Source organism: Paenibacillus sp. V4I3 (assembly GCF_030817215.1).
GTDB lineage: Bacteria > Bacillota > Bacilli > Paenibacillales > NBRC-103111 > Paenibacillus_E.
Window position 1 is genome coordinate 7,089,351 of the sequence record NZ_JAUSZA010000001.1, and the last position, 17,139, is coordinate 7,106,489.

At 43.9% G+C, this 17,139-nt stretch carries 14 protein-coding genes; 2 read left to right on the forward strand and 12 right to left on the reverse strand.

Translation table 11 applies throughout. From position 1 onward, the window contains the following. Nucleotides 1-42 precede the first annotated feature (42 nt). Nucleotides 43-1,125 (reverse strand): pyruvate dehydrogenase (acetyl-transferring) E1 component subunit alpha, encoded by a 1,083-nt coding sequence (pdhA, locus tag QFZ77_RS32455; protein ID WP_057306093.1) that lies wholly within the window; start codon nt 1,123-1,125, stop codon nt 43-45. A gap of 265 nt (nt 1,126-1,390) precedes the next feature. Here pdhA and QFZ77_RS32460 point away from each other — a divergent pair, with 265 nt between their 5' ends. Then, nucleotides 1,391-2,122: an alpha/beta hydrolase gene (locus QFZ77_RS32460; RefSeq protein WP_307446427.1), complete on the forward strand. Its 732-nt coding sequence runs from the start codon at nt 1,391-1,393 to the stop codon at nt 2,120-2,122. Nucleotides 2,123-2,181: 59 nt separating this feature from the next. Here the strand turns inward: QFZ77_RS32460 and QFZ77_RS32465 are convergent, their stop codons facing one another. Continuing rightward, nucleotides 2,182-3,006, reverse strand: coding sequence for a lipoate--protein ligase family protein (locus QFZ77_RS32465; protein WP_307446429.1), 825 nt, complete (start codon nt 3,004-3,006; stop codon nt 2,182-2,184). A gap of 240 nt (nt 3,007-3,246) precedes the next feature. Here QFZ77_RS32465 and QFZ77_RS32470 point away from each other — a divergent pair, with 240 nt between their 5' ends. Continuing rightward, nucleotides 3,247-4,515 (forward strand): ATP-binding protein, encoded by a 1,269-nt coding sequence (locus tag QFZ77_RS32470; RefSeq protein ID WP_307446432.1) that lies wholly within the window; start codon nt 3,247-3,249, stop codon nt 4,513-4,515. On the opposite strand, the gene QFZ77_RS32475 is transcribed toward QFZ77_RS32470, so the two are convergent. The 10 genes from QFZ77_RS32475 to alaS all read right to left on the reverse strand — a co-directional run bounded on the left by QFZ77_RS32475 (nt 4,501) and on the right by alaS (nt 16,403). Continuing rightward, nucleotides 4,501-6,315 carry a peptidoglycan D,D-transpeptidase FtsI family protein gene (locus QFZ77_RS32475; protein ID WP_307446435.1) on the reverse strand — a complete coding sequence of 605 codons (1,815 nt, stop codon included), beginning with the start codon at nt 6,313-6,315 and terminating at the stop codon, nt 4,501-4,503. The two genes, QFZ77_RS32470 and QFZ77_RS32475, sit on opposite strands and share 15 nt — an antisense overlap. A 150-nt stretch (nt 6,316-6,465) precedes the next feature. After that, nucleotides 6,466-8,646, reverse strand: coding sequence for a methyl-accepting chemotaxis protein (locus tag QFZ77_RS32480; RefSeq protein WP_307446438.1), 2,181 nt, complete (start codon nt 8,644-8,646; stop codon nt 6,466-6,468). Nucleotides 8,647-8,818: 172 nt separating this feature from the next. Next, nucleotides 8,819-10,090 (reverse strand): peptidase U32 family protein, encoded by a 1,272-nt coding sequence (locus tag QFZ77_RS32485; RefSeq protein WP_373462786.1) that lies wholly within the window; start codon nt 10,088-10,090, stop codon nt 8,819-8,821. A 38-nt stretch (nt 10,091-10,128) separates the two neighbouring features. Next, nucleotides 10,129-11,058 carry a peptidase U32 family protein gene (locus QFZ77_RS32490; RefSeq protein ID WP_307446443.1) on the reverse strand — a complete coding sequence of 310 codons (930 nt, stop codon included), beginning with the start codon at nt 11,056-11,058 and terminating at the stop codon, nt 10,129-10,131. A gap of 46 nt (nt 11,059-11,104) precedes the next feature. Further along, nucleotides 11,105-12,202, reverse strand: coding sequence for an endolytic transglycosylase MltG (gene mltG, locus QFZ77_RS32495; protein WP_307450024.1), 1,098 nt, complete (start codon nt 12,200-12,202; stop codon nt 11,105-11,107). Nucleotides 12,203-12,359: 157 nt separating this feature from the next. After that, the gene (locus tag QFZ77_RS32500; RefSeq protein ID WP_307446446.1) at nt 12,360-12,656 is read right to left on the reverse strand and encodes a DUF1292 domain-containing protein; all 297 of its coding nucleotides are present in this window, start codon (nt 12,654-12,656) and stop codon (nt 12,360-12,362) included. Next, nucleotides 12,653-12,961 (reverse strand): DUF1292 domain-containing protein, encoded by a 309-nt coding sequence (locus QFZ77_RS32505; protein ID WP_307446449.1) that lies wholly within the window; start codon nt 12,959-12,961, stop codon nt 12,653-12,655. The genes QFZ77_RS32500 and QFZ77_RS32505 overlap by 4 nt, the downstream gene beginning before the upstream one ends. A gap of 6 nt (nt 12,962-12,967) precedes the next feature. After that, nucleotides 12,968-13,384, reverse strand: coding sequence for a Holliday junction resolvase RuvX (gene ruvX, locus QFZ77_RS32510; RefSeq protein WP_307446452.1), 417 nt, complete (start codon nt 13,382-13,384; stop codon nt 12,968-12,970). An 18-nt stretch (nt 13,385-13,402) separates the two neighbouring features. After that, a complete protein-coding gene (locus tag QFZ77_RS32515) occupies nt 13,403-13,663 on the reverse strand; it encodes an IreB family regulatory phosphoprotein (protein WP_028555746.1) in 261 nt (86 codons plus the stop codon). A gap of 112 nt (nt 13,664-13,775) precedes the next feature. After that, on the reverse strand, nt 13,776-16,403 hold the full coding sequence (alaS, locus tag QFZ77_RS32520; RefSeq protein WP_307446461.1) for an alanine--tRNA ligase: 2,628 nt from the start codon (nt 16,401-16,403) through the stop codon (nt 13,776-13,778). Nucleotides 16,404-17,139 lie beyond the last annotated feature (736 nt).

Below are 17,139 nucleotides of genomic sequence, written 5' to 3' on the forward strand. Positions count from 1 at the left end.
TTGTTTTCGTGAGAAAACTTGCTTCGTAAGCTTAAGCCTAATTTATTTAAACGCTTGCTTCTGTTCTTCGAGATGTGCCGGTGTTACTTCGAACATAGAGTCAATTAGGCCTGGAACCGTCATTTTCTCTGTTTCTTCCGCTTTTTTGATATGCTCAGCAACAGTTGCTTTCGCTTCTTCTTTCACTTGAGCTTCTTCTTCTTCACTCCAAAGACCTTTTTTAGTCAAGAACAGACGCATACGCGTAAGCGGATCCTTAGGCTCCCAGTCGCTCTCTTCATCTTTGGTCCGATATTTCGTCGTATCATCCGCCAAGGAATGCGGACGGTAACGATAGGTTAATGCTTCAATCAACGTAGCGCCTTCGCCTCTGCGTCCTCTTTCAGCAGCTTCGGTAACAGCTTGAACAACAGCTAATACGTCCATTCCATCAACTTGCACACCCTTGATACCTGCAGCAAGTGCTTTATGCGCAACAGAAAGTGCACCAGTTTGCTTCGAATAAGGAGTCGTAATTGCGTAACCGTTGTTTTGTACAAAATAAATGACAGGCAGCTTGAATGCTCCTGCAAAGTTCATGCCTTCGTAGAAATCGCCCTCAGAGCTTCCTCCGTCGCCTGTGTACGTAATCGCTACACGCGGTTGGTTGCGTTTCTTGAATGCCATAGCCACACCGGTAGCATGTAAAATTTGAGCCCCGATGATGATTTGCGGCATAAGTACGTGTACATCCTGCGGAATTTGTCCGCCATGCTGATGACCACGGGAATACAAAAATGCTTGATAGAGCGGAAGTCCGTGCCAAACGAGCTGCGGCATATCGCGGTAACCCGGGCAAATGAAATCGTCTTTATTTAATGCAAATTCACTACCGATCATCGAAGCTTCTTGTCCGGATACCGGAGCATAGAAACCAAGACGTCCTTGGCGACCGAGATTAACTGCTCTTTCGTCCCATACGCGGGTGAATACCATTCTTCTCATTAATTCTTTTAATTGGTCGTCACTAAGTTTAGGCATTTTGTCGGAATTAACAATTGTGCCGTCTGGAGCTAGAACCTGTAAAGGCTCAACCTTCTCTGTGGTCACTTCATAATTCGCTTGGCTGACAAGTGGCTTACTCATACCATTTCACCTCTTATATGATTTTGATGCCTGCTAGCTTCACTTCTGTTATAGTATTATTATAAACCTGTTTTTGTGAATTGTACACCAGCATCCCTGTGTTATATGACCTTTTTTCGCCAGAGTGAATAGTACAGTTACCGAAAATATATAATACAGTTAACACAAAATTCACAACTGCTATAATACACATTACCCTCTAAACGACAAGCTTACACTTGCTACACCAAATTAGGTCTAAAGAGAAAGTTAAAGGAGCACAACCATGTCGGATGACTCTCGCTTTTATAAAAGAACGATTGTGAAAGATGAACTCACCTCTGTCCTTCTCGGAGAAAATCGCTCCCTGCGAATTTATCTCCCTCCCGGTTACAATGAACTGCTCTCCTATCCGGTCATTTATTGCCAAGATGGTGAACAATTCTTTAATTTCGGCCGAATTGCGACGACGATCACTCGCTGTATTCTGGATGAAGGCTTAGAGCCCGCCATTGTTGTCGGTGTCGATGTGAATAACAGTAACCGCACTTCGGAATATGCGCCTGAGGGTGAACGCCATGATACGTACTGCCGTTTCTTTGCAGAGGAACTCCTCCCTTATGTAGAAAGCCGATATCCGATTCGATCCGAACGGAACGAACGCATTGTGGCGGGTGATTCCCTTGGTGGGACCGTGTCCTTGCATCTCGCCTTAGATTATCCTAGCCTTTTTTGCCGTGTTATATCCTTATCGGGCGCATTTTTCGACATTACCAGAGAACGTATCAAAGCGGAGGACGACTTGTCGTGGCTGGAGCTGTATATGTTAATTGGCTTGGATGAAACGGATGTAAAAACGGAACGAGGGACTTTTGATTTCGTAAGAGAAAACCGACTGGCCAAAGCTGAGATGGAAAATAAGAATGTTACCCTTCACTATATCGAGAAGCCCGGGAAACATTTATGGGGATTTTGGCAAGGAGAATTGGACGCGGCTCTGCATTATTTTCTAGCATGATGACGATGAGAAAAGCGGTCCACTTTCCGTCTTCTGACGCGAAGTTGGGCCGCTTTTATTCATTGTTTAATCGCATAACGCTGCTTCAAAAGCTCCATCATACCCTGTATCTCTTCTTCACTCGGATAGCCTGGGATATTCCTGGGACTCTGCACTTTCACACCTTTGGCGGCCATCACCTGAACGAAACTGTCTGTGAAACGCTTCGCACTTAACTCAATATGTAAGCATTCCGATAAACTCGCCATACTCCCTGGCGCCACTAACGGATAGTCGTTTGGCGATGCTGAACCCGCCGCGCGCTCGTAAAAGCCTCTGGCCAAAGATGCTTTTGCTTCACCTAGACCTTCCACGATAATGAACGCTTGAACCGATAAGGCAAGCTGTTGTCTTCGCTGTGCAATGCCGCAAAACTTACGCCCACCGACACTTAAATCGAATTCCCCTGGACAAAATGAACCCATCACCTCACCCTGATCGATACGGTTAGTAATTGTGCTCATAACATCTCTTATCAAGGCTACCATTAGATCGAAATCCTTGCGATGCTCCATGTCACCCGCGCTTTTTGGTAACAACAGGGATACATTTACGACACCCAAATCGAGAGGTACCGCTGCACCTCCAGAGTTTCTTACAGCCGTATCATAGCCTTGACTTAGCAACCATTCGTTAGCTTCGGCCGCTTTGGGGAGGCGACTATCTCTGAGTCCCATCACAAAGGCTCGTGGATGCCTCCATATGTGCAGAATCGGTGGTGCTGCTTTACCTATTGCTCGGCATAAAAGCTCTTCCAGAGCAAAAGCATATAAGATCGGTTGCATTGCGGTTTCACCGGATCGATCATGAATGACCATTGAAGAGGGTAGTTCTAAAGTCGTCATTTGCTTAATCTCCTGGGCCTACGATTTGTATCCATGTACAGAATTGTAAGCGATACAAGCCTAAGCTGCAATAAAGAGCATGCACAGGAGAGGAGTATTTCGCCTGAAAAATGGATATGCAGTAAGTTTCCGTCAGAACTTGTCAAAAAACATCAAAATTTTGGAAAGAAATCAAAGGAATTTCAAGTTTTCTGTCGAAATAAAAATAAACCCAAATTTTTAATTAAGTAGGCGAGATCCTTGAATGTAATTGACGACTTACTACTCAATATATTAGCTTTAACACTCCCCATCTTGCTTTGTCATATTTTAGTGCTGGATCGACCCGGTCCCTTCCGCTTTAATGTTTCAAACCAAGCATTTATTGGGCTCATTTGTTCACTAGCAGCCATATTCAGCATGTCTCATCCCTTTTTCACGACAACAGGCAACAATTTTGATCTGCGCACGATCCCTTTACTGATTGCTTTCCTTTATAGCGGCATACGTTCAGGACTTGTAGTCTCCGCAATTATTCTAGCGTATAGCTACTATGTCGACGGTTCCGATTTTTTATGGATTGTTACCTTGTCCGCTCTACTTGTGCCCTTCATCTTGGCTTTCATTGCGCTTAGCAATTGGAAGCACCTAACCCCCAAAGTGATGTTTCCAAGTCTTCTGGCTTTTATTAGCGCTCTAGCAACCTTCTGTATGACGATGCTTTATCGCATTGTTTCGAATGTCCCCGTGGATAGAAGCTTACTACTATATGGCTTATTGTTCTGTATGGTTCAAATGCTGACAATGTGGATGTTAACCTATTTAATTGTTCGTATCAGTGAAAATGTAGCGATGCGCCAAGAAGTCCAGCGTTCAGAGAAGCTTAATGTACTAAGCGAATTAGCTGCTTCTGTCGCCCATGAAATTCGCAACCCAATGACAGTTGCCCGCGGCTTTATGCAAATACTTAGCCAGTCTGAAGTGACAGAAGAGAAGAAACGCATCTATACGACCATGGTTATTGAAGAAATCGACCGAGCACAAAGCATTATTACGGATTACTTATCCTTCGCAAAACCGCAAGCCGAGAAGCTTGAAGAGGTGGATGTGTCCACCTTATCTCTCAAATTAAGCAATCTCATAAATCCTTATGCGTCAATGCGCGGTGTAGAAATTCTTATCGATATGGAGTCTTCTCTTCTGGTAAAAGCCAACAGCGAGAAAATGATTCAATGCTTAGTTAATTTAACGAAAAACGGCATCGAGGCTATGCCCAGCGGAGGCACTCTGCAAATAACTGGCTTCAAGAAAAGCGCTAAGGTTATTTTACAAATTAAAGATAACGGTATTGGCATGACTCCAGAGCAGGTTAACCGTCTCGGAACACCCTTTTACTCTACGAAAAATAAAGGCACCGGTCTTGGCATGATGGTCTCCTATAGAATCATCAAAACATTTGGCGGACTCATTGAAGTAACAAGCCAGCCAGACCAGGGAACTTGCTTCACGATTTCATTACCTACCGTCTGAATCACTTGCTAAAATATCCATAATCCCTTTGAACAACGGAATGGACTTATTGCTCTCGGTTGGATCCATGTTCTTAATAACAACAGAAACGGCATATTTCGGTGAATCAACAGGTCCATAACCAATAAACCACTGATTCACCTTTTCTTGCTTACCGGTCTCGATTTGTGCCGTACCGGATTTCCCAGCCAGCTTCCACTTGGCATCCTTTAAGCCTTGTCCCGTTCCATCGGTTACCACTTCTCTCATCCAGTTTACTAATGTGTGACTGGTCGCCGCAGAAACCCTCCCCGCCTCAGAATCTAATAATTGAACAGGAAACTTCTCCATCACACGATCCGTCTGATACCGAATTTCTTGAACAACTCTTGGTGAATAACCCTTTCCATTATGCAGCAAGGTAACAATCATATTAGACGCCTGCAAAGGGGTCATCCTGACATCTCTTTGACCAATGGCCGTTTGCATAAGCACTCCTTCATCATTATGCGGGGTATGGGCTCCAAATAGCTGTCCGGTCTCTTCTGCATCCAGTTGACGGAGCATTTGCTCACTGTCCGTCTTCCCCCTCCAACCCACTTCATCCAATACACCAAGCTTATGTGCATAGCTTTCCAACTCAGCAGGTGTCAACCGCTGCATTACTCTGGCAAACACAATATTACAGGATTGCGCATAGCCCTGTTCTAAAGTTAATGGCCCGTGTCCATCTCTTCTCCAGCACGTAAAGCCATATTTCCCAAGGGCACCTTCACAATTGAAAGTTTCTTTGGGATCAACGATCCCTTTATCCAATGCGGCTGCAGCTACGATTGTTTTGAAAATCGAGCCAGGCGCCGTCGCCTTGAGCGCATAATTGCTCCAGTTATTACTAGCTAGATCGACTTCTGTCTGATCAAAGTTGGGTCTGCTCGCCATCGCAACGATATCGCCTTGTGCCACTTCCTGAACAACAGCCGCACCTTCGCGAATATTTAGCTTATCCATAAGGATTTCAATTCGCTGCTGCACGCTTAAATCCAGAGTCGTCACTAGTTTGACTGGATAGAAGGTATTGTCTGGTGCAATCATTCGGGCATCTAAGCCAGCTAACGGTCTTTTTCCTGCGTCTGTAAAATAAGAGATTGACGTCTCACCAACACCCCGAAGCCACAGATCGAAGGTTTTCTCCAGTCCAGCACCTCCAATTCTCGAAGTTAGCGTAACCTTTCCTTTCTCTAAATCAGCACCATAGATACTCATCACTCTATCCGGATTTTGCCCAATAAACCCGATCAATTGACGCGCTGTCATGCCTGACGGATAGCGATCCTCCATCTTCACAACTTTCAAAAAGGGTAAACCGAGGGCATTAATTTGCTCCTCCTGTTGATCGCTTAACATTACCGGTTTCCCACCCTCAGCAGTGCGCCAAACTTGCGGCTCTTTCAAATCCCGATAGAAAGCAAGCCACTGATCTTTATTCGTCAACAAAATGCGAGCCAACTGATTCACTTGTTGAGGCTCACCTTGGTATTCGCTATTAATCGGAAATGCTACTAAGGCTTTAATGATTTTTCCCGTCATCGGCTTTAGATCACGATCTAAGATTTCCCCACGTCCGCTTTCCAGCACAAGGGCACGCTGCCTCTGTACGACTGAATTTTTGACCAAATTAACTCCTCGTGATGAGTAGCTTTCCGTTGTCGCAATTTGTATCCAAAAAAGCTTACCAACGATCCCTATAAACAAAAGTAAGATCGTGAGGAGAACAAGAAAGATTCGACGTTTTTCAAAAGACGATAATTGTTTAATCCTCATGACTACTGACTCCTTTTAACTAACAATGACTGCTGTTGCTTTCAGTATCGTCATTCCTGATCTTGTACAAACTTTCAGATCACGTTAAAGCTCAATAAAACAAAAAAATCCACCCTCCAAAATGGAGAGTGGACAGCGTATTCTATGATACTAAACTTCGAATTTGGATAAAGTGTCGTTAAGCGATTTGGACAGCTGATCCAGCTTGTCCGACAGTTTAACTAAACCATCGCTAATGCTAAGCTGTTCTGAGCTCAACGAAGCAACTTCCTCCGATGTAGCTAGGGATTCCTCAGCTACCGCGCTGACATTCGTCATTGCATCGGAAAGTACAACTTGTGATTGCTCCAGTGTAGAGATCGAATCACTTACCGTGCTTAGCTGTGTAATGAATCCACCCATATGATTCGTTACTTGTTTGAAGATGGTGTCGGCTTCTTTAACAGCTAATATTTGTTCTTGGAAAATTGGTGTTGCCGTCGAAAGCACTTTCACCGTCTCATCGATTTCTTTCGTAATGGTTTCTGTAATTTGACCTACAACATCAATGGATTGTCTGGATTGATCCGCTAGTTTACGAATCTCATCTGCAACCACCATAAAGCCTTTGCCGGCTGCGCCAGCACGTGCGGCTTCAATTGTCGCATTCAAAGACAAAATGTTCGTTTGCTTCGTCATATTATTAAGAACATCCAGGATCTTACGGATAGAACGGGTACTGTCTTTCAAATTATCGACTTTATCAACCATCGAGCGGATCATTTCCTCTGTCAGGTTCGTTTTCGAAATAAGTTCAGTCATATACTTCGTACCTTGTTCACTGGAACTTTGAACATCCGCAGCAGCCGTCCCCATCTCGAGGTTGGCTACAATTACCTGCTTCATTTGCTCGCCAATATGATAAGTCAACTCATTGCCTCTCTCAGACTCCGTCGCCAATCCTCCGGCACCATTGGAAATCTCATCCGTCGCCACAGCAATTTCTCTTGCAGCTGTTGCCGTTACCTTCGAGGAATTCGTTAACTCTTGTGCTGTTTCAAAAACGGCTTGAGCAGAAGTGCTTGTTTGTTGTACCAAGGTTGTAATCTGCTGCATCATCACATCAAAGCTGGCGCCTAGCTGTCCTATTTCATCTTGCGTTTTGTAGTTCGCACGCACGGTAAGTTTCCCTTTAGCACCTTGCTGCATCAAATTACGTAGATTAATCAGGGGACGTCCGATCATTCTAGCTACGAATAATCCGATTAGTACGGCAGCAATAGCCGCGAACAAGGCAATTAGAAGCGTATAATTAAAGATTTTCTTAGCATCCTTCACAAGGGCGCTAACAGGTATATCACCAACGAGATTCCAACCGGATATGGACGACTTATAATAGGCTACCAAATGATCATCGCTCGTTATAAAAGAACCGTGTTCTTCTTCTAATTGTTCTTTCGTCAATTTGACGGCAGAATCTTTTTCTAATTCCGAGATTTCTTTATTAGCTATGTATTTGTTCTCTGTATTCGTAATGACAACCTTACTATCATCACCTAATGACATCCCAGTAATCTCTTTAGTGAGTAAATCTGTATTAAGCTCTATCAGCAGAATGGCTGATGTGGTATTCGTAAGTGTATTTCTCATCACTCGACCAATGGCAAATGTATTGGACGAGCCGCTGGAATACCCTTTGACTTTACTATCTAACCAAGCCACTTTTCCACCGTTCTCAACTGTCTTCTTAAACCAATCATTCTCGCTTGAATTTTCGCTAAATGATGTACCACCCGAACCTGTAATGACAATCAGTTTACCATCCGGTCTGTAAAGATGAAGCGTTTTAATTGCTTTGTTCGAGAAAGTCACGACATTCAATTTGTCTGTCAATTGGCGAGTAACATCAAGAGCTTCATAAGAGGATGGATCTAATGTGGGGATTGACGCAAGCAAATCCTGCAGATCCTTGTTAAGCATAATTTGTAGAGATACTTCATCAAAAGTTTGATAAAGGAAATCTAGTTTTTGTCCGGCCTGTGTTACGGTTTGAAGACTGGATTCAGACACTTTGTTCTTAATCACATTTTTCGATACCGTGTAAGAAATCAGACCCACAGTGAGGACGAAAAAAAGAATACTTACAAAAAACATTAAAAACAGCTTCATGCCTACCGATTTTACTGGGTTTTCTACCTTGACTTGCTTCATTTCTTTAAAAGCGGTCGAACCCATTTGCTTAGATTTCTTGCTGGCCACGCCTACTATACGCCCCCATGGAACATTACGAATTGCTTGAACTGCTTTGTCTAAAATACTTTGAAGTTTCTCTTTCATTTTGTTCACCGCCATTAGTTTCTACTTCCTACAAATACCATACTTTTGAACTAGAATGTAAAGGGTTCACTTTACGTTTTTTAATAATTTCGACATAGTTTACCATTATCCTTCAAAATCCGATCTAAAATAATAAAAAAAGAAACTTTCTCCAATATACTCGAGTTTGGAGAAAGTTTCCATGGTTTTATTTTCCTGTTTTCTTACGCATCATATCCCATTTTTTTACAGGTTTGTCCGTTTGTAATTTGATCATTTGAAGTGGATGTCTGGCTGCATCTAATTCTAGGCCATCTTCATTTCGTATAGTACCAACCTTTTGCTTAAAATGCGTACCATCCGGCCCGAAAAATTCAATTTCTTGGCCAGGCTTGAAATGATTTCTTTGCTGTATGAGTGCTGTTCCCGATTCAGCATCATACCCCATAACCAGACCAACAAAATCAAATCCAACGACTTTATCTTCTGGCTCAAAAATATGATCCTCATGCCCAGGCGCTTCATAGAAGAAACCGGAGTTCAAAGGTCGGTTTGCCGCTTTATATATTTCATCTTGCCACACAGGGTTGACTTCAAAATGCTCAGGATCAGCAAAGTAGGAATCAATAGCTTGGCGGTAAGCATTAACAACCGTAGCTACATAATGAATGCTCTTCATCCTGCCCTCAATCTTGAAGCTGTCTACGCCAGATTCGATCATCTCCGCAATATGTTCAATCATGCTCAGATCCTTCGAACCCATCGTGAAAGCATCGTCTTCCTCGCCAAACATAGGCAAATCCGTGGCCAATGGAGCAGAAAGAGGTTGATCCTTGGCAAATAAATCGTACTTCCAACGGCATGATTGCGAGCAGCCGCCACGATTGGAATCTCGATCAGTGAAATGATTAGAAAGCACGCATCGGCCAGAGTACGAGCTGCACATTGCCCCATGTATAAAGGCTTCAATTTCTACATCGACATGAGCTTTAATCTCATCGATTTCTTCCATGCTGACTTCACGGGCAAGAACAACTCGCTCAATACCCTGGTCTTTCCAAAACTTCACGGTTTGCCAGTTCATAACGGATTGCTGAGTACTCACATGAACTTCCAGCTTAGGGGCTACTCTTCTGCACGTCTCCATAATAATTGGATCAGCTGCAATAATAGCAGAAATCCCAACCTCTTGAAGTCCTCTCAAATAATCATCAAGACCTTCTATATCTTCATTATGAGCATAAATATTCGTTGCAACGAATACTTTAGCCCCATATTGATTGGCAAACTCTACGGCTTCGCGCATTTCCTCCAGCGAAAAGTTATCCGCGTTGGATCGGAGACCATACTTCTGACCACCGATGTAAACCGCATCCGCTCCGTAATGGATCGCAAATTTCAGCTTCTCTAAACTACCTGCCGGAGCTAGTAATTCCGGCTTGTTAAGCCTAACACGCTTTCCCCTTGCTCGGGCTTCTATGGCTGTCGTCGTCACGATAACGCACCTTCTTTCATCTATCAATATACCTGTTCTTTGTAGAAAAACCCATATGACAATTCACGTTCAGGATCTTGCAGCTTAACTATCGCATCCAACCACTCCTGTTGAAAGCTATATCCTTCAGGATCAGCTGCATAAGCATCGATTACAGCCCGATAGCTTCTCACAACCGTCTCGTTATACAGAGAAGATTTCAAAAGACCTTCGATTTTCAAGCTATCTATTTGACCGTCCATAAGCTCTGGTAAATTTTCCAACATACATATATCTTCGGAACTCATAATGTGCGTGCCATTACTATCTTCATATACAGGGTATCGCTGATCACGGCGTTCATGTTCAATGAGGAATAGCCCTCGCTCAATGGAACGATCCTGGTCTGCTGCATCTTTCCCTTGGTGCTCAATATAATTCTTCACTAGCTCACGCTTAGAGTGATAAATATTGGTGATGCCATGTACTTGTACTTCAACAGCCAACTCCGCGTGCTCTTTAAAAGCCAAAACCTGCTCCATATTCAGTTCTCTAGCCAGGACCACACGGGTAGCTCCTTGTTTAGCCCAATAGTTCGCAGTCGCATAATTGGTTGAGGTCATCTCTGCATTCCAGTGCAGCGCTAGCGGCTTAGGTAAACTACGTGCATTCATGAGTACAGCTGGATCACCGAAAATGATTGCATCTACACCGTATTCCTGTAATTTAGCTAAATAATCAAACAGCCCTTCAAGGGCATTATTGTCAAAAATATTGTTTACTGCAACATATACACTGGCCTTCTGTTCATGTGCCCAGGACACAGCTTCCTGCATCTCATCCAGTTTCACTTCTCCCGGCAGACGCATGCCGTAGCGCGCTTCACCAATAATAACCGCATCTGCGCCTGCTTCGATCAACCTTTTCAGTTCTGCCACAGTGCTGCAGCTTACTACTAACTCTGGTTTTTTCAATTGCTTACCCTACCTTCTGTCAGCTTCCTATCATAAGTTCGTATTACTAATTCGCAGCCTTCTTGCTTTCTGTAATATTCTTCTTATGCTCTTCAAAAGTTTCTGCGAATAAATGCCCTTTGGTCCCATCCTTCTTAGTTACGTAGAATAAATACTTCGTCTCTTCCGGATAAATAGCTGCTTTCATCGAAGCAAGGCTCGGACTCGCGATCGGTCCCGGAGGTAAACCTGTGTTTAAATACGTATTATAAGGACTTTGTATTTGAAGATCCTTCTCCAGCAATCTCTCTTTGGACTTATCAAATAAATATTGCACGGTTGCATCAATTTGCAGGGGCATATTCTTCTTCAACCGGTTCTGGATAACGCCGGATACAAGTGCACGCTCTTCATTTACAACCACTTCACGTTCAATTAAAGAGGCAATCGTCAACATCTGGTGAACGTTAAGTCCGCGATCCTTGAGCTTGTCCTTCCAGTCTGGGGGAAGTGTCGCCAGCTTCTTATCCAGCTGCTGCAGGGTTCGCTCAATGAAATCTTGTTCCGTGGAGTCCTTCTTAAACTCATACGTTTCTGGGAACAGATACCCTTCGAGACGGTGTTTGATGCTTTTATTATCAGGAATCGTTGCGATCGTTTCCCCCTTGAACCCAGCAGGCGTATCCGCCATCTGTAGAAAAACTTCCTTTTTCCAAGGAGTCTGCTCACTTAATTTGGCTGCAATCTGATCAATGGTATAGCCCTCAGGGATCGTAATACGGATGACTTCTTCCTTCACGGTCTCCCCTTTATTCAGCTTATTAATCATTTCTTCGAAAGTCATGCCCGGCTTCATACTGTACTCGCCTGCTTGAAGTCTGGAGCCCTGTTTCTTCATCTTTAAATAATACGTAAAAATCGAAGAATTTTTAATAAGTCCCTTCGTTTCAAGCTCCTTGGCGATTTGCAAAGACCCGGCGCCTTGTGGAATTGAAACTCTTACTTCTTGATCTGAAGCCTCTACAGGCTGGAGCGCATTCGCGATATACAATCCGATGCCGCCTGCAGTTCCAATGATAATGAGCAGCAATAGTCCAACAATAAGAAGGATGAGCTTAAGCTTACTTCTTCTAGGCTTATTCTGTTCATTCTCTTGTCCAAGCATGTTGTTCACAATAATCCTCCTAAAAGTTTTGCTTTAGCAAAACTGACTTCGTAAGCATTGGCTTTAGAGTTTTCGTAAGAAAACTGGCTTCGTAAGCATTTGTATACCCCAAAGCAAACAAAAAAGAGCGGATGTGCTCCGCTCGGTTGTATGCTTCTTACGATTCATCCTGTTCTGGAAATACCATCTCGTCGTAGAGCTCTGAAACGGTTTCCCATTCCTCGTCATCCTCGATGGTTTCCAATTCATACTGTCCGTCGCTATCTGTCGTCACTCGGAAAACAGCAACCTCGTCTTCCTTCTTGAGTTCATCGGATTGCAGAACAGCATACGTATAACTTCCATAAACGAATTCTTTAAGAAGATGATACACCGTTGATTCATTTTGCTCATCAAACAAAATAATATCATCCCCGTAAGTTTTGCGCAATACGTCAGAAGGCGTCGTACTCATGCTTCTTCTTCCTCATCGAATTCTGCCATTAATGTATTGAATGTTTCTTCAACAATATTCCATTCTTCTTCATCCTCGATGGTGAACAGCTTCAAATCCTCGCCGTCATCATCCTCTTCATAGCGAAATGCGTACACTTCATCGGATTCTTCATCTCCGCCGTCTGTAGGAACTACCATCATGTACTTCTTGTCTGAACCGTCCACTTCGAATTTCATGATAACCTCGAACTCTTCTTCGTTGCCTTCATCGTCCGGGATGTAAATGATTTCTGGTTGTTCTTCATGCAATTCTTCTTTGGACATATTCGTTCACCTCTTCATATTAGCATCCATGTACCCTTGCAGAATGAGTTGTGCGGCCATTTTATCAATAACCAACTTGCGTTTCTTCCGACTCACATCAGCTTCTAGCAGTGTGCGTGTCGCAGCTACGGTCGTTAACCGCTCATCCCACAGGTTTACAGGTACACTTAGTTTTTGCTCTAATTCTTGCGAAAATGCGATTGCAAGCTCGCCGCGCGGCCCTATTGTATTGTTCATATTCTTGGGTAAGCCTACAACGATTTGAGTAACACCATACTCTTTGACAATGGCCTCCAGCCGAGCGATGTCTTCCCCAGGCTTACGACGATGTATGACTTCAAGCCCTTGAGCCGTCCAACCAAGCTCATCGCTCATCGCTACACCAATCGTTTTGTCCCCATAATCCAAGCCTATCCATCTCATGCCGGTTCTCTTTTCCTTCTATTTGTGTTGACCCAGATAAGCACGAACTAATTCTTCAATGAGTTCGTCCCGTTCCCGTTTACGAATGAGGCTCCGAGCATTATTATGCCGTGGAATATAGGCAGGATCTCCGGAAAGCAAGTACCCGACAATCTGGTTGATCGGATTATACCCTTTTTCCTGAAGAGCATCATACACCGCTAATAACACATCTTTGGGCGATGTCTCTATTTCTTCTGCCTTTACGTTGAACTTCATCGTTTTATCCATGGAACTCATCAGGAGCACCTCACTTTCCTTGTGATACCTTTGTAAAATATTTGAAAATCAATCCATGTATACTGGTTATATTCTCTATGGGTTTAAAAATTCCTGTCCCACAGAAAAATAATTATGCAAATTGGGAAAGAAGTCCTTCAACTCCGTACAAAGCAGCTTGTAATTTGGATGCATCCTTGCCGCCTGCTTGCGCCATATCCGGGCGACCGCCTCCGCTACCGCCAACAGCCTGAGCCACTTCTTTAATGATTTTACCTGCATGGAAGCCTTTAGCCACAAGATCTGGCGTGACAGCAGCAACCAAATTGACTTTGTCATCTGCAACTGCGCCGAGTACGATAACTGCGGAACCTAGCTTTGTCTTCATCTCATCCACAATATTGCGAAGTGAATCCATATCCGCTGCATTGACTTGTGCAGCCAGCACTGAAACCCCCGCTATTTGCTTCACTTGGTCTGTAAGAGAACCCGCTTCGATTCGCCCAAGCTTGCTGCGCAGCGACTCGTTTTCACGTGTCAGTTCCTTCACTTGCTGAAGCGCAGCTTCAACACGTTTGGGTACATCTTGAACATTTGATTTGAGCAAGCCCGCGGATTCTTTCAGTAATTGTAACTGCTGATCAAGGTATTCATACGCACTGCGGCCAGACACCGCTTCGATCCGACGAACACCTGAACCGATACCGGACTCGCTGACAATTTTGAATAAGCCAATTTGACCCGTATTCTGAACATGGCAACCGCCGCACAGCTCTAAGCTGTAATCGCCAACTTGCACAACGCGCACGATATCACCGTACTTCTCGCCGAACAAAGCCATAGCTCCCATTGCTTTCGCGTCAGCGATTGCTTTGAGTGAAATATCCACATTCGTGTTATTCCAGATTTGACGGTTCACACGCTGTTCTACGTCCTGCAGCTCTTCGCTGCTAATGCTTCCGAAATGCGAGAAGTCAAACCGTAAACGGTCAGGTTCAACCAAAGAACCCGCTTGGTTAACATGTGTTCCTAGTACTTCTTTAAGCGCCTTGTGCAGCAAATGTGTAGCTGTATGGTTCTTAATGATATCCCCACGCTCTGCAGCAGCAACAATAGCTTCTACCGAATCACCATTGCGAAGAACACCCGACACAACAAGTACTTTGTGAACGTGCTGGCCATGAGGCGCTTTGATAACATCTTCAACCTTCAATGACACTTGGTTACTTCGAATTATACCATAGTCACTTACCTGACCGCCGCTTTCAGCGTAGAAAGGAGTTCGATCCAATACGACCTGACAGGTCTCACCAACTCCGACGAGGTCAACGAGTTCATTCTCATGAACGATCGCCACGATACTTGCAGTAACTACCAATTCATTATATCCAACAAATTCGCTTTTAATCGTTAATTCAGACAGCGGTCCACCTTGTACCTTCATACCGCCTTCTTTATGACTGGCCGCTCTAGCACGGTCGCGCTGTTCCTGCATGGAAGTATCAAATCCTTCACGGTCAACCGTTAAGCCCTTCTCAGAAGCGAAATCTTCGGTCAAATCGAAAGGGAAGCCATACGTATCATACAGCTTAAAAGCATCCGGTCCGCTAATCTGCTTCGTCCCCGCTTGACGTGTCTTTTCTACCATTTCGGCTAAAATGATCAAGCCATCGCTTAACGTTTCATGGAAACGTTCCTCTTCGGTTCGGATGACCTTCTCGATAAATTCTCGTTTATCTACAACTTCCGTGTAGTAAACGCCCATTATCTCACCAACTGTTGGTACGAGCTTATGAAGGAATGGCTTATCAAGTCCAAGTACTTTGCCGTATCGTACAGCGCGGCGCAGCAATCGCCGGATAACATAACCGCGTCCTTCATTAGAAGGCAGAACGCCATCACCAACGGAGAAAGCAACGGTGCGTATGTGGTCAGCGATGACTTTGAGTGCAACATCATGCTCTCCGTTCACGTGATATTTCACACCCGTAAGCTCACATGTTTTATCAATAATCGGCTTAAACAAATCCGTGTCAAAGTTTGAGTCCACATCTTGCAGAATCGAAGCAAAACGTTCTAATCCTGCCCCGGTATCAATATTTTTGTTAGGGAGCGGTGTATAGCTGCCGTCTTTATTATGGTTGAATTGCGTAAACACGAGGTTCCAAACTTCTAGGAAACGCTCATTTTCCCCACCTGGCCAGCATTCTGGATCAGACAAATCACCGTATTTATCGCCGCGATCATAGAAAATCTCTGTACAAGGACCACATGGACCCTCGCCAATATCCCAGAAATTATCTTCTTTGAGCTTATAAATACGCTCTTCGGGTATACCAATTTGTTTGTTCCAAATTTCAAAAGCTTCCTCATCATCTTCATGCACAGTGACAGAAATACGATTCGGATCAAAGCCGATCCATTGCGGATCAGTCAAAAACTCCCAAGCCCAAGGAATGACTTCTTTTTTAAAGTAGTCTCCGATGGAGAAATTCCCCAGCATCTCAAAGAACGTATGATGTCGGCGTGTTTTACCCACATTTTCAATATCATTCGTACGAATACATTTCTGGGCATTCGTAATCCGCGGATTCTCAGGAATTTCGCGTCCATCCAAATACGGCTTTAAAGGAGCAATTCCCGCATTTATCCACAAGAGTGAAGGGTCATTATGTGGGACGAGTGATGAGCTTGGCTCTACCTTATGCCCTTTACTTGCAAAGAACTGCAACCACTTGGAACGTATTTCACTTGCTTTCATCTTTTTCAAGCCTCCATATTTATCAATTGTTCGAAAAACAAACAAAAAACGCCCCTGTAACATACAGGGACGAATAATCGCGGTACCACCCTGGTTATTGTGTTCGGCTCACCCTTGTATATAGCAAGAGGAAACAAACGCAATCTCCTTGTGCGGATCTGTAACGGGTCCAACCGGTGGAGTTCATCCACACTCCGAAACGAGCTTTGGGCCATCCTAGCACCGAAAGGTTCTCACAGCCGCTACTGGCAGTAATACTGCTCTAGCGGAACCTTCTCTCTGACGATGGACTATGGCTTACTAAAGTTTCATCAACGCTTTCAATTCAGATATAGATAAGGCAAATTATAACTATATGCTAGTACCCTGTCAATATTCATGTAAAGCTTTGGGCTCTACTTCCATTCAATGTAACAAATGTTAATGAAACCAAACCTTTAAGGGGATCGTATGCAAACTCGGATCCAATTTCAAGAACAAAAAGAGCAAAAAGAAGAAAAGGACGACAAAGGGGACGACATAGATAAAAATTTAAAAAATCACGGTTGACAATCATTCTCAATGAACGTATACTAAGTTTAATGATAATGATTTTCATTATCGCACTAAGACATATCGCAAGAATTCGTATACTTATTCCGTAGCCCATTCGATGGTTTACGCATGGCCACACCTTTCATATCCTCAACCCTCGTGCAGAACCCCTCTGAACCATGATCCCGCAAGTCATGGCTCA